This is a genomic window from Saccharopolyspora rectivirgula DSM 43747, assembly GCF_000497205.1.
In the GTDB taxonomy this organism is placed as follows: Bacteria; Actinomycetota; Actinomycetes; order Mycobacteriales; family Pseudonocardiaceae; genus Saccharopolyspora; species Saccharopolyspora rectivirgula.
Window position 1 is genome coordinate 1 of record NZ_AYJW01000018.1, and the last position, 13,191, is coordinate 13,191.

The window sequence follows — 13,191 nt, forward strand, 5'->3', positions numbered from 1 at the left end:
CGGTGCTGACCGTGCTGTACTCGATGCTCACCGGCGAGGAAGCGGTGTCGGCGCTGAAGGTCCTGTTCCTGGCCATGATCATCGGCGGGGTGGTCGGGCTCCGCGCCGTCCACTGAACCCCGCCGCTAGCGGGCCGCGGAGTACCCGCGCTGCTCCTCCTGCCGGCGCTGCTCCGCCCCGGTGGCGATCGGCGCGGTCAGCCACTGCTCGGGGATCCCGAAGGCGTCCACCAGCGCCACCGCGTCCGGGGCCAGCTGCTGGCACAGCTGGTTGACCGCTTGCTGGATCGCCTTCGACCGCCGCGGGGTGATCCGCTCGTGCTCCAGGAACCAGCCCCGGTCGGCGTGGATCGCGGACAGCGCGTACAGGTCGCAGAGCCGGTTCAGCACCGCGGCGACCTCGGGGTTCGAGCACTGCTCGATCGCGGTCGCGAACGCCCCCAGCACCACGCGTTCGACGTGCACCCACCCGGCCCGCAGCACGTGGTCCTGCGCGTTGTTGAACGTCTCGAACGGATCGCCGCCCTTCCGGCGCAGTCGCCGGACCAGCCCGTCCAGGACGTGCCGCTCCCGGTCGTCGAACAGCCGCAGCTGCCAGGACCGGTCGAAGATGTCGTCCGCCTTGGGCGAGCGGTCGATGATCCGCTGCACCAGCGCCCGGGCCGGGGTGCGCTCGAACACCGTCTCCACCACCTGGTCGGCGAGGAACTTCACCACGCCCAGCGGCCCCAGGTCGTCGAACTCGTCCCGGTAGTTGGTCAGCAGCCCCTTGGCGACCAGCTGCACCAGGACCGTGTTGTCCCCTTCGAAGGTGGTGAACACGTCGGTGTCCGCCTTCAGCTGGGCCAGCTGGTTCTCCGCGAGGTACCCGGCGCCGCCGCAGGCCTCGCGGCAGGTCTGGATGGTGCTGGTGGCGTGCCAGGTGGTCATCGCCTTCAACCCGGCCGCGAGGGATTCCAGCTCCCGCTGCTCGGTCTCCTCCCCGGTCCGGTCGTGCAGCGCGGAGACCAGCTGTTCCTGGGCGAAGTGCAGCGCGTAGGTCTTGGCCAGCGCCGGCAGCAGCTTCCGCTGGTGGGCGAGGTAGTCCAGCAGCCGGACTTCGTGCTCGCCGTCCGGGTGCTCGAACTGGCGGCGGGCGTCGGCGTAGCGCAGCGCGATCTGCAGGGCGAGCTTCGCGGCACCGCCGGCGGCACCGGAAACCGCGATGCGGCCGCGGACCAGCGTGCCGAGCATGGTGAAGAACCGGCGGTTGCGGTTGGCGATCGGGCTGCGGTAGGTGCCGTCCGGGTCCACGTCACCGTAGCGGTTCAGCAGCGCTTCCCGCGGGACGCGCACCCGGTCGAACTTGATCCGCCCGTTGTCGACACCGTTCAGCCCGGCCTTCCGGCCGCAGTCGCTGATCTCCACGCCGGGGAGCGGATTTCCGCCCTCGTCCCGGATCGGCACGACGAACGCGTGGACGCCGTGGTTCTCGCCCTTGCTGATCAGCTGGGCGAAGACCACCGCCATCCGGCCGTGCCGCGCGGCGTTGCCGATGTAGTCCTTCACCGCCGCTTCGATCGGCGTGTGGATGACGAACTCTTCGCTCTGCGGGTCGTAGGTGGCGGTGGTCCGCAGCCGCTGCACGTCCGAGCCGTGCCCGGTTTCGGTCATCGCGAAGCAGCCGGGCAGCTCCAGGGTCATGATGTCCCGCAGGTACCGCTGGTGGTGCCGCTCGGTGCCCAGGGCGGTGATCGCACCGCCGAACAGCCCCCACTGCACGCCGGCCTTGACCATCAGCGAGAGGTTGCCCGGCAGCATTTCCAGGGACACCACGGCCGCCCCGATGTCGTCCTTCCCGCCGCACTCGGCGGGGAAGCCGAGCTCGGCCACCCCGGTCCCGGCCAGCTGCCGCAGCTGCTCCAGCACCCGGTCCCGGTGGGCGTCGGTGTCCAAGTGGTCGGCCGGCGACAGGTCCAGCTCGGCCAGGACCTTCCGAACCTGGCCGCGAGCGCGGGCCCAGCGCCCGTCCAGCACGGCGGCTAGCTCACCTGCGTCGAATCCCATCACGGCCTCCACTTGGTCGAATTGGTTACTCCCAGCGTAGTTACCGGTGAGTAACGTCGCCATGTGAGCTACCTCCCGGAGAACGGTTGACCTTCACCTTGGGGAAAGCGGCACGGTCGTGCCATCCGGGCGGAACGCCCGGAACGAGGAGGTAGCCATGGACGGACTGAGCATAGGGGAGTTCGCACGAGCCTCCGGCCTCACACCCAAAGCCCTCCGGCTCTACGGCGAACTCGGGTTGCTGCCCCAGCCCACGTGGACCCGCGCACGGGATACCGGACCTACGTCCGCGAACAGCTGGAAGCAGCACAACTGGTCGCGCGACTGCGCGCACTCGGCATGCCGCTGGCCCGGATCCGAGTGGTCATCGACCTGCCACCACTGGCCGCCGCCGCGGAGATCACCTCCTACTGGCGGCAGGTCGAAGCCGAAACCGCAGCCCGCAAGGAACTCGTCACCGCACTCGCCAACGAACTGTCCAGAAAGGATTTCACCATGACCGGCACACCGGAATGGCAACTGCGCTGCGCCGCCCGCACCGAACGCGGACTGGTCCGGAAGAGCAACGACGACTCGGTGTTCGCGGGCACGCGGCTGTTCGCGGTCGCCGACGGCTTCGGCACCGAAGGTGCAGAAGGATCCGCCAGCGCCGCCGCGATCGAAGCCATCCAACCGCTCGACAGCGCCACCCCGAACGGCGACCTGCTGCGCGAGCTCAGCGACGCGGCCACCGACGCGCGGAACGCGGTGCTCGACTACTCCGCCACCGCGCACAACGACGTGAGCACCACCCTGACGGCCATGCTGTGGTCCGGCTCCGGGTTCGCCCTGGCCCACGTCGGCGACTCGCGCGCCTACCTGCTGCGCGGCAGCGAACTCACCCAGATCACCCACGACCACACCTTCGTCCAGTCCCTCGTGGACGAAGGCCGGCTCACCCCGGAAGAAGCCGCGACCCACCCGCAACGCGCCGAACTGCTGCGCGCGCTGCACCGCAACAGCAGCTCGGACCCGGACGTGCACCTCCGCGAAGCCCTCGCGGGAGACCGGTACCTGCTGTCCACGGACGGGCTGCACAGCGTGCTCGACGAGCAGGAGCTGCGCGAAGTCCTCGAAACCGCGGCCACCCCGCAGGAAGCGGTGGACGAACTCGTCCAGCGGGTCCACAAGGCCGGGGCCCCCGACAACCTCTCCTGCGTGGTCATCGACGCCGCCTGAGAAACGACGAAGCCGCCCCGCGCCGTCGCAGGGCGGCTTCCCCCGTCGAACTCGTCAGACGACCACGTTCACCAGGCGACCGGGCACCACGATCACCTTGCGCGGCTCCTTGCCCTCCAGCAGAGCGGCGATCTTCTCGTCGGCCAGCGCGGCCTTCTCCAGCTCCGCCCTGTCGGCCGACGCCGGAACCACCATCCGGGACCGGACCTTGCCGTTGACCTGGATCGGGTACTCCTGGGTGTCCTCCACCAGGTACTTCTCGTCGGCCTCCGGGAACGGGCCGTGCACCAGGCTCTCCTCGTGGCCCAGCCGCGACCACAGCTCCTCGGCCAGGTGCGGCACCAGCGGCGCGACCATCAGCACCAGCGGCTCGACCAGCGCCCGCGGCGTGGCCGGCGCCGACGAGTAGTTCTTGGTGATCCGGTTGTTCAGCTCGATCAGCTTGGCCACCGCGGTGTTGAACCGCAGCTCCGAGTAGTCCTCCCGGACCCCGGCGATCGTCTTGTGCAGGGCCCGCAGCATCTCCTCGTCCGGCTGCTCGTCGCTGACCCGGACCTCACCGGTCTCCTCGTCGACGACGTTGCGCCACAACCGCTGCAGGAAGCGGTGCGAACCGACGACGTCCTTGGTGACCCACGGCCGGGAGGTGTCCAGCGGCCCCATCGACATCTCGTAGAGCCGCAGCGTGTCCACGCCGTAGGTGTCGGCCATCTCGTCCGGGGACACGACGTTCTTCAGGCTCTTGCCCATCTTGCCGTATTCCTGCCGGACTTCCTGGCCCTGGTAGTAGAACTTGCCGTCGCGCTCCTCCACCTCCTCGGCGGGGACGTAGACCCCGCGGGAGTCGGTGTAGGCGTAGGCCTGGATGTAGCCCTGGTTGTACAGCCGCCGGTACGGCTCCTCCGAGGACAGGTAGCCCAGGTCGTAGAGCACCTTGTGCCAGAACCGGGAGTACAGCAGGTGCAGCACCGCGTGCTCCACACCGCCGACGTACAGGTCCACCCCGCCCGGGTCGTCAGCACCGTGCTCCGCGGGCCGCTTGCCCATCCAGTACTGCTCGTTGTCCGGGTCGACGAACCGCTCGTCGTTGTCCGGGTCGATGTAGCGCAGCTGGTACCAGCAGGAACCGGCCCACTGCGGCATCACGTTGGTGTCCCGGGTGTAGACCTTGGGCCCGTCGCCCAGGTCCAGCTCGACCTTCAGCCAGTCCTCGGCCTTGGCCAGCGGCGGCTGGGGCTCGCTGTCGGCGTCCCACGGGTCGAAGGTGCGCGGCGAGTAGTCCGCGACCTCCGGCAGCACCACCGGCAGCTGGTCCTCCGGCAGGGCGATCGGGTTGCCGTCCTCGTCGTAGACGATCGGGAACGGCTCGCCCCAGTACCGCTGGCGGGCGAACAGCCAGTCCCGCAGCTTGTACTGCACGGTGCCCTTGCCGTGGCCGTTCTCCTCCAGCCAGCGGATCATGGTCCGCTTGGCCTCCTCCAGGCCCAGCCCGTTGAGGTCCAGGCCCAGCTCGGGGTTCGCCGAGTTGATCCGCGGGCCGTCACCGGTGTAGGCACCGCCTTCGAAGTCCTCCGGCGGCTGCACCGTGCGGACCACCGGCAGCCCGAACACCTGCGAGAAGTCGAAGTCGCGCTGGTCCTCGGACGGCACCGCCATGATCGCGCCGGTGCCGTAGCCCATCAGCACGTAGTCGGCCAGGAACACCGGGATCTGCTTCCCGGTGACCGGGTTGACCGCCCACGAACCGGTGAACACACCGGTCTTCTCCCGGTTCTCCTGGCGGTCCAGTTCGGACTTCATCGAAGCCTGCCGGCGGTACTGGGCCACCGCCTCGGCCGGCGTGGCAGCGCCGTTGGTCCAGCGCTCGTCCACCCCTTCCGGCCACGCGTCCGCGGTCAGCTCGTCGACCAGCGGGTGCTCGGGGGCCAGCACCATGAACGTGGCGCCGAACAGGGTGTCCGGACGGGTGGTGAACACCTCGATGCGCTGGTCGGAGCCGGCCACCGAGAACAGCACGTTCGCGCCGTAGGACCGGCCGATCCAGTTGCGCTGCATCGACTTGACCTTCTCCGGCCAGTCCAGCCGGTCCAGGTCGTCCACCAACCGGTCGGCGTAGGCGGTGATCCGCATCATCCACTGCTTGAGGTTGCGGCGGAACACCGGGAAGTTGCCGCGCTCGGTCAGCCCCTCGGCGGTGACCTCCTCGTTGGCCACCACGGTGCCCAGGCCGGGCGCCCAGTTCACCGGGGCCTCGGACAGGTACGCCAGGCGGTACTCGTTGAGCACCTTGCGCTGCTCGCTGGTGGACAGCTCAGCCCACGGGCGGCCGTCCGGCGTCTCCCGCTCACCGGACTCGAACTGCTCGACCAGCTCCTCGATCGGCCGGGCCTTGCCCTTGCCGCCGTTGGCCTCCGGGTCGTACCAGGCGTTGAAGATCTTCAGGAAGATCCACTGGGTCCAGCGGTAGAACGGGATGTCCGTGGTGGCGATGCGACGGCGCTCGTCGTGCCCCAGCCCCAGGCGGCGGATCTGCTTGAGGAACCGCTCGATGTTCTCCTCGGTCGTGGTGCGCGGATGCGTGCCGGTCTGCATCGCGTACTGCTCGGCGGGCAGGCCGAACGCGTCGAAGCCCATGGTGTGCAGCACGTTGCGGCCCAGCATCCGGTGGTAGCGGGCGTAGACGTCGGTGCCGATGTAGCCCAGCGGGTGCCCGACGTGCAGGCCGGCGCCGGACGGGTAGGGGAACATGTCCTGCACGAACAGCTTGTCGTCCGGGCAGTCCCCCTTGAGCGAGCCAGCAGGGTTGGGCGCGTGGAAGGAGCCGAGTTCCTCCCAACGGCGCTGCCAACGTTGCTCGATCTCGGCCGCGAGTCCCGCGTTGTAGCGGTACTTCGGCACTTCTTCGGCACTGCCGGTGGTCGAGCCCTCTGCCTGGCCACTCATCGTTTTGCGTCCTTCCCTGCTCCTCAGAACGCGGCCTGTTCGCGAACGCGTACCTCCTCAGTGTGCCTCCCCGCCGCTGATGGCGGACACGAAGGGTCGCCGGACGCCCGGCGCCCCCGGGAAGCGGCTCCGGCCCCGGGAGCGCCGGGGGGGAGGGTGCGACCGGCCGATCGCGCGACCGGCCGGCACCGCGTCCTCAGACCGCCAGCACCACGATCTGGGTGACCTGGTCGGGCGCGAAGTTGTCGTCGCTGACCAGCACTAAGCTGCGCCTACCGTCCGGCAGCCGCGGCCCCCAGGTGATGCCCTCGATGTTGTCCACGGTGTCGAGCCCCAGCTCCCCCAGGTCCGCGAGCAGCCGCTTGCGGACCGGCTGCACCGGCGCCTGGTGCAGGCCGGAGACGTCGCGGACGTCGGTGGCGCCGCGGACGTCGGCTTCGTAGATCCGGATGGAATTGCCCACTCCGGTGACGAAGGAGCGCTCCACCACCAGGTAGCGGAACGGGTCCTGCCCGCTGGCGAGGATCGCGGAGATCCCGTTGTTGCTGAACCCGCCGGTCGGGGAGGTGGCGAACACCGGGTCGAGCGGATACGCGTACTGGGCCCGCACCTCGCCGGCGCGGTCCTGCACCGTGATCCGGGTCAGGGCGCCGTGCTCGGTGGTGGGGGACTCGCCGTCCTCCAGCAACGGCCCCTCCATCGCGGTGACCACGAGAGCACCGCCGGCGGTGAAGGTCAGGGCTTCCAGCGCCTCGTTGGCCTTCGGACCGGTGCTCGGGGTGACGTGCAGGTTCGGCGGCAGCGGCAGCTCGCCGACGTGGCCGCCGTCCGGCGCGGCGATCCGCACGGACGGGTCGATCAGCTGCCCCTCCCGGTCCCCTTCGCTGGTCCACCACAGGGCGCCGGTCTTGGGGTCCCACCGGATGTCCTCCGGGTCGAGCGAACGGGCCGGGTAGGTGCTCCCGTCCGGGCGGCGCAGGGGCGCGGTGCCGGTGAGCTCCACCTCCACCTCCCGGCCCAGCTCCAGCCGGGCGGTGTAGAACCGGGCGGGCTGCAGCTCGGACCGGTCGTCGCTGATCAGCACCCACTGGCCGGTGCGCGGGTCGAAGTCGATGCCGGACAGCCCGCCGACGGTGGTGCCCTCGAACGGCATGCCGTGCGGCAGGGCGGTCTGCCCGACGAGTTCCACCTCGGGGGTGGCCGCGGCCACCGGGGTGCTGGCCGTGGTCAGCAGCAGGGCCAGCAGGCCGGTGCAGAACGATCTCTTCCTCATGTGCCTCAGCACACCTCAGGCGGGTGTCGGCCGGGTAGCGGCCGGATGGAGTCTTAGGCTGGTGGTCGTGCTCGCTGTACAGCTGATCCTTTGCGCGCTGCTGGTCGTCCCCGGGGCGGCCCTGCTGCTGCTCGGCTGGCGCGGATTCCGCGGCCAGCTGCCCCGCAACCGCTACGTCGGGGTTCGCACCCCGGCCGCGATGCGCAGCGAAGAAGCCTTCGAACTGGCCAACCGCGTCGCTGCGCCGGCGATCCTGGCCGGTGGGGCGGTCGCGGTGCTCGCCGGTGCGTCGATGCCGATGCTGGCTTCCGGCTTCAGCGTGGCGATGGTGGCCGCGCTCGGGTTCGTCGGCGCGTTCGTGCTGATGACCGTGGGCGGGGTGATGGGCACCCGGGCCGCGGAAGCCATGCCGGCGCCCGCTCCCGCGGCAGGCGGCTGCGGTGGCTGCTCCTGCGCGTGCTGCGGTTCCATGCAGCAGCAGTGACCCACCCGGTTGTCCACAGCAGTTGTCCACAGGAGCTGTGGACAACTCGATCTCGCCGCGACTCGCTCAGTTGAGCTTGACGTCTCCCGGGTGCGTGGCCAGGAAGGCCAGCGGAGGTCCCTGCCGGCGCAACACCCGACCCCACAGGTCGTCCCCCGGACCGGCGATCACGTCGTCCGGCAGCGCCGGCACCACGACCCAGTCGCCCCGCTCGATCTCCCCGGCCAGCTGACCAGCGCCCCAACCGGCGTAACCGGCGAACACCCGGATGCCGCGGGCCTGCGGCAGGAGGCTGTCCGGGTCGCCGTCGAGGTCCACCAGGCCGACCGGGCCGCACACCGGCACCACTCCGGCCAGTTCGGCCGCCGGCACGCCCGCGCGCAGCGTCACCAGGCAGATCGCGGTGCGCTGCTCCACCGGTCCGCCCACGAACAGCGAGCCCGGCTCGGTGATGTGCATGCCCCACTTCGGGAGCACGTCCCCGACCGAGATCTCACTGGGCCGGTTCAGCACCACGCCCAGCGTGCCCTCCGGTCGGTGGTGGATGACGTACACCACGGTCCGCCGGAAATTCGGATCCATCAGCTGCGGGGCTGCCACCAGCAGCGTCCCCGGCTCTACTTCGGCGTCCGATCCCACCATCGCATGATCTCACTGGTCAGCCGACTGAATAGTGTTCCTGGCGAATGATTCCGGCCGGAAGCGGAGAAATCATCCGCCACTGGCAACACCGGACAGCACCACTCGCCGATCCCACCCAGCAATGCTGCTCACTATTATTAACGCCCGTTCATCAACGGCGGCTGACCAGAGAGAACGGGATCACTGCTGGTCCGGCACCTCGAGCCCCTGCTCCCGCGCCCAGCGGAACAGCTCCGCGACGGCCTCCTCGTGCTCCAGCGGGCCGCGGTCCAGCCGCACCTCCTTCAGGTGCCGCCACGCCTTGCCGACCAGCGGACCGGGCGGAATGCCCAGCAGCCGCATGATCTCGTTGCCGTCGAGGTCCGGGCGCACCCGGGCGAGGTCCTCCTCCTCGGCGATCCGGGCGATCCGCCGCTCCAGGTCGTCGTAAGCCCGCTGCAGCGCGTTGGCCTTGCGCTTGTTGCGCGTGGTGCAGTCGGCCCGCACCAGCTTGTGCAGCCGCTGCAGCAGGTGGCCGGCGTCGTTGACGTAGCGGCGCACCGCCGAGTCGGTCCACTGGCCCTCGCTGTAGCCGTGGAACCGCAGGTGCAGGTACACCAGGCCGGACACGTCCTGCACGACGTCCTTCGGGTAGCGCAGGGCGCGCAGCCGCTTGCGGGCCATCTTCGCCCCCACCACCTCGTGGTGGTGGAAGCTCACCCCGCCACCGGGCTCGAAGCGCCGGGTCGCCGGCTTGCCGATGTCGTGCAGCAGCGCGGCCAACCTCAGCACCAGGTCCGGTTCGCCGTCCGGGGAGTCCGCCTGCTCCAGGTCGATCGCCTGCTCCAGCACCTTCAGCGAGTGCCGGTAGACGTCCTTGTGCTGGTGGTGCTCGTCGATCTCCAGCTTCATCGCCGGCAGTTCCGGCAGGATGTGGTCGGCCAGGCCGGTGTCCACCAGCAGCTCGATGCCGCGCCGCGGGTGCTTGCCGCAGATCAGCTTGGACAGCTCGGTCTGCACCCGCTCGGGGGTGATCCGGTTGATCTCCGCGGCCATCTCCCGCATGGCGTCGACCACCCGGTCCGCCGCGGTGAAGCCGAGCTGGGAGACGAACCGGCAGGCCCGCAGCATCCGCAGCGGGTCGTCGGCGAACGAGTCCTCCGGCGCGCCCGGGGTGTCCAGCCGCCGGTCCACCAGGTCGGCCATGCCGCCGTGCAGGTCGATGAAGTTGCGCCCCGGCAGCTCGATGGCCATCGCGTTGACCGTGAAGTCCCGGCGGACCAGGTCACCTTCGATGGTGGAGCCGAAATCGACCTCGGGATTGCGGCTGACCCGGTCGTACTGCTCGGCCCGGAAGGTGGTGATCTCCACCGTGGTGCCGCGCTTGTAGGCGCCGAGGGTGCCGAACTGGATGCCGGTGTCCCAAATCGTCTCCGCCCAGCCGCCCAGCAGCCGGCGCACCTGCTCCGGGCGGGCGTCGGTGGTGAAGTCCAGGTCGTGCCCCAGGCGGCCGAGCAGGGCGTCCCGGACACTGCCGCCCACCAGGTACAGCCGGAACCCGGCCTTGGCGAACCGCTCCGCGAGCTCCTCGGCGACGGGGGCTACCCGCACCAACTCCACTACGGCGTTCTGCTGCGCCTGGCGCTCCCGGGTGCGGGTGTCTGGCGTCACTGCGGAGTTGCGCTGCGAAGGGGACACGAACATTGAGGGTATCGACCGTCGGCTCGGTTGCCGTGCCCGCCTCGAGTTGATCTCGTACAGCGTACGGCGCTGGAATTGGGGTTGATCGCATTACCATCGGCGACATGCCCCCGTCGCCCGGCCGCTCCGGCGGTGCTCAGCCGGGGCGTCGGAACCGACGCCGGCGGCGCAGGCTGCGGACTGTCAACGAAACCTCCGCCGGAGGGCTGGTGGTCGACAGCACCACCGGCCTCGCTGCCATCATCGGGAGGTTGGACCGCAAAGGACGCCTGCTGTGGTCCCTGCCGAAGGGCCACATCGAGGCCGGGGAAACTCCGGAACAGACCGCGGTGCGCGAAGTCGCCGAGGAAACCGGGATAACCGGCCAGGTCGTGGCGCCGATGGGGACGATCGACTACTGGTTCGTCGCAGGCAACCGACGCATCCACAAGACAGTGCACCACTTCCTGATGGAAGCGGTGAGCGGAGAGCTTTCAGACGAGGACGTGGAGGTCACCGAGGTGGCTTGGGTGCCGCTAGGTGAACTGGGCCGGATACTCGCTTACGCCGACGAGCGGCGACTGGTCCAACGCACTTTGCAGCAGCGCAACCGGCCCGGGCGGGCCGAGCAGTTCTGGATCCGGACGATCCGCAGCAACGGAACGGAGCCGGGGTGAGAGCACTACTCGCCGTGCTGGCGGCGGCGCTGCTGGCCACGCTGGTCGCCCTACCAGCCCCGCCAGCGCGAGCCCAGGACGGCACGCGGATCGAACTCGACGTAACGAACGTCACGCCCGGCGTCGTGCAGGGCAATTCCCCACCGGAAGTCGTCATCACCGGGGTGTTGACCAACACCACCGGGCAGACCATCACCGGCCTCGAAGGCCGGGTGCAACGCGGCAACCCCGTCACCACCGAACCGGACACCCAGCGCGCGATGCGGGGGAACACCCCGATCGTCACCACCCCGTACTTCCGCCCGATCGCCGACCGGCTCGCCCCCGGGCAGCAGCTACCGGTCGAACTGCGCATTCCGCTCGCCGGGCCCAATTCCCTCCAAATCACCGAACCAGGGATATACCCGCTGCTGGTCAACGTCAACGGCGCACCGGAGGGCGGCTCCCGGGCCCGGATCGCCGAGGAGCAGTTCCTGCTCCCGGTGCTGGCTCCCCCGGGCGGCGCCCCGGCCAAGCCGTCCAAGCCGACGCCGTTCAGCATGCTGGTGCCCATCGCCGACTACCCGCACCTGGAGCTGGAGGCCCTGCCCGGTTCCCGCGCGGTGCTCACCGACGACGAGCTGTCCGCCTCCATCGCCCCCGGCGGCCGGCTCTACGAACTGGTGCAAGGGGTGGCCGACAACGTCGGCTCGGGGTCGCCGATGGGCAACGCGATCTGCTTCGCCATCGACCCGGACCTGCTCATCACCGTCCGGGCCATGCGGGACGGCTACCTGGTGCGCCAACCGGACGGCTCCACGGTGGAAGGCATCGGCTCCGACGCGGCCGAGCTGTGGCTGAACAAGCTCCGGGACGCCACCAAGGGCCGCTGCGTCATCTCCCTGCCCTACGCCGACGCCGACGTGGTCGCCCTCCAGCACGCCGGCCTGCCCGACCTGGTGCAAGGCGCCATGGACGGGACCGCCCTGGTGCGGGACATCCTGGGCGTCGAACCGCGCCCCGCCCTCTGGCCCGCGGAAGGCGCCCTGGACGACGACACCGCCGCCAGCCTGCCGGAGAACATCGACACCGTGCTGGTCGATCCCGCGAGCACCAGCCACCCCGCGGGGTCCCTGCAGCCCGCCCGGGTGCGCGGGCAGGACCTGACCGCGGTGCCGCTCGACCCGCTGCTGACCGCCGCCGCCGACCCGCTGCACGCCACCGCGGGGGAGGTCGCCGAGCTGTCCCCGCCGAACAGCGGCAGCGCCGCGACGCAGAACGTGCTCGGCGCCCTGGCGTTCCGGGCCGGCCTCGGGCAACTGCCCGACTCCCCCTCGGTGCTCGCCCCGCCGCGGCGGTGGAACGTCAGCGGGGAGGAGCTCCGCGCGCTGTTCGACGGCGTCCGGCAGCTGGTCGACGCCGGCTACCTCGCCCCCACCTCGCTGCCCGCGGCCGACCAGGCAGGCCCCGCCGAGGTGGAGCTGACCTACCCGGCTTCCGCCGAGGCCAGCGAAGTGGTCAAACCCGTGCTCAAGGAGCTGGCGGCGCAGAACTTCAAGGTGGGCGACCTCTACCGGTCGTCCCGGCGCGACCGGGCGACCAACGTCGATCCCGGCCGGGTCACCACCCCGATGCGCAACGGGCTGCTGCACGCGGCCTCCAGCGCGTGGCGAGGCGCCCCGGACGGCGCCCGCCGCTGGATCCGCATCGGCACCACGGCCGTGGAAGGCGTGCTCAACCGGGTGCGGGTGGAGGAGTTCAGCGGGCAGATCACGCTCACCGCCAACAACAGCCCGATCCCGCTGACCGTGGTCAACGACCTGCCGATCACGGTGCGCCTGGTGCTCGACGTCTCCCGGGTGCCCGGGGTCGAGATCGACGAGTTCGGCGGTGACCTGCTGAGCATTCCGCCGAACAGCAAGCGCCAGTTCTGGTTGACGACCACGGTGCACCGGGCCGGGAAGTTCAACATCGACGTCACCGCACGCACCGAAGCGGGCACCCAGTTCGGCACCATGCGCCGGCTGCAGGTCCAGTCGAGCGCCTACGGCCAACTCATCCCGGTGCTCACCGGGGTGGCCGGCGGGTTGCTCGTCGTGCTGTCGGCGGCGCGGATCTACCGCGCCCGCAGGAAGCGGAACAGCGCCAGCGCGGACGCGCCCCCGGCCGAACCCGTCGAAGCGGCGGAGGCCACCTCGGCGCCCACCGCTGAAAGCGATCGGAAGTCCGGTTGAGATGCTGGGCCAGTCACTCATCGGACGACGAGGACGG

At 70.3% G+C, this 13,191-nt stretch carries 9 protein-coding genes and 1 pseudogene; 5 read left to right on the forward strand and 5 right to left on the reverse strand.

Annotated elements, in window-relative coordinates; genetic code table 11:
- Positions 1–125: 125 nt before the first annotated feature.
- Positions 126–2,045 carry an acyl-CoA dehydrogenase family protein gene (locus tag SREC43747_RS0107150; RefSeq protein ID WP_029720473.1) on the reverse strand — a complete coding sequence of 640 codons (1,920 nt, stop codon included), beginning with the start codon at positions 2,043–2,045 and terminating at the stop codon, positions 126–128.
- Positions 2,046–2,202: 157 nt separating this feature from the next.
- Between SREC43747_RS0107150 and SREC43747_RS22215 the strand changes: the two are divergent.
- Both SREC43747_RS22215 and SREC43747_RS19650 read left to right on the forward strand, forming a co-directional pair.
- Positions 2,203–2,259, forward strand: a pseudogene (locus tag SREC43747_RS22215) (hypothetical protein); the annotation flags it as partial.
- Positions 2,260–2,300: 41 nt separating this feature from the next.
- On the forward strand, positions 2,301–3,263 hold the full coding sequence (locus SREC43747_RS19650) for a MerR family transcriptional regulator (protein WP_306413770.1): 963 nt from the start codon (positions 2,301–2,303) through the stop codon (positions 3,261–3,263).
- A 54-nt stretch (positions 3,264–3,317) separates the two neighbouring features.
- On the opposite strand, the gene leuS is transcribed toward SREC43747_RS19650, so the two are convergent.
- Positions 3,318–6,206 (reverse strand): leucine--tRNA ligase, encoded by a 2,889-nt coding sequence (gene leuS, locus SREC43747_RS0107160; protein WP_029720474.1) that lies wholly within the window; start codon positions 6,204–6,206, stop codon positions 3,318–3,320.
- 196 nt (positions 6,207–6,402) lie between these two features.
- The gene (locus SREC43747_RS0107165; RefSeq protein WP_029720475.1) at positions 6,403–7,479 is read right to left on the reverse strand and encodes an esterase-like activity of phytase family protein; all 1,077 of its coding nucleotides are present in this window, start codon (positions 7,477–7,479) and stop codon (positions 6,403–6,405) included.
- Between the two features lie 67 nt (positions 7,480–7,546).
- On the opposite strand from SREC43747_RS0107165, the gene SREC43747_RS0107170 reads away from it, so the two are divergent.
- A complete protein-coding gene (locus tag SREC43747_RS0107170; RefSeq protein WP_029720476.1) occupies positions 7,547–7,963 on the forward strand; it encodes an SdpI family protein in 417 nt (138 codons plus the stop codon).
- Positions 7,964–8,029: 66 nt separating this feature from the next.
- On the opposite strand, the gene SREC43747_RS0107175 is transcribed toward SREC43747_RS0107170, so the two are convergent.
- Both SREC43747_RS0107175 and SREC43747_RS0107180 read right to left on the reverse strand, forming a co-directional pair.
- Positions 8,030–8,605, reverse strand: a complete 576-nt coding sequence (locus SREC43747_RS0107175) for a YqgE/AlgH family protein (RefSeq protein ID WP_029720477.1) — start codon at positions 8,603–8,605, stop codon at positions 8,030–8,032.
- Between the two features lie 180 nt (positions 8,606–8,785).
- Complete coding sequence (locus tag SREC43747_RS0107180; protein ID WP_029720479.1) at positions 8,786–10,288, reverse strand: CCA tRNA nucleotidyltransferase; 1,503 nt, start codon at positions 10,286–10,288, stop codon at positions 8,786–8,788.
- Positions 10,289–10,389: 101 nt separating this feature from the next.
- On the opposite strand from SREC43747_RS0107180, the gene SREC43747_RS0107185 reads away from it, so the two are divergent.
- Both SREC43747_RS0107185 and SREC43747_RS0107190 read left to right on the forward strand, forming a co-directional pair.
- A complete protein-coding gene (locus SREC43747_RS0107185; RefSeq protein WP_029720481.1) occupies positions 10,390–10,941 on the forward strand; it encodes an NUDIX hydrolase in 552 nt (183 codons plus the stop codon).
- Complete coding sequence (locus SREC43747_RS0107190) at positions 10,938–13,154, forward strand: DUF6049 family protein (protein WP_152528344.1); 2,217 nt, start codon at positions 10,938–10,940, stop codon at positions 13,152–13,154. Before SREC43747_RS0107185 ends, SREC43747_RS0107190 begins: the two co-directional genes overlap by 4 nt.
- The last annotated feature ends 37 nt before the right edge of the window (positions 13,155–13,191 follow it).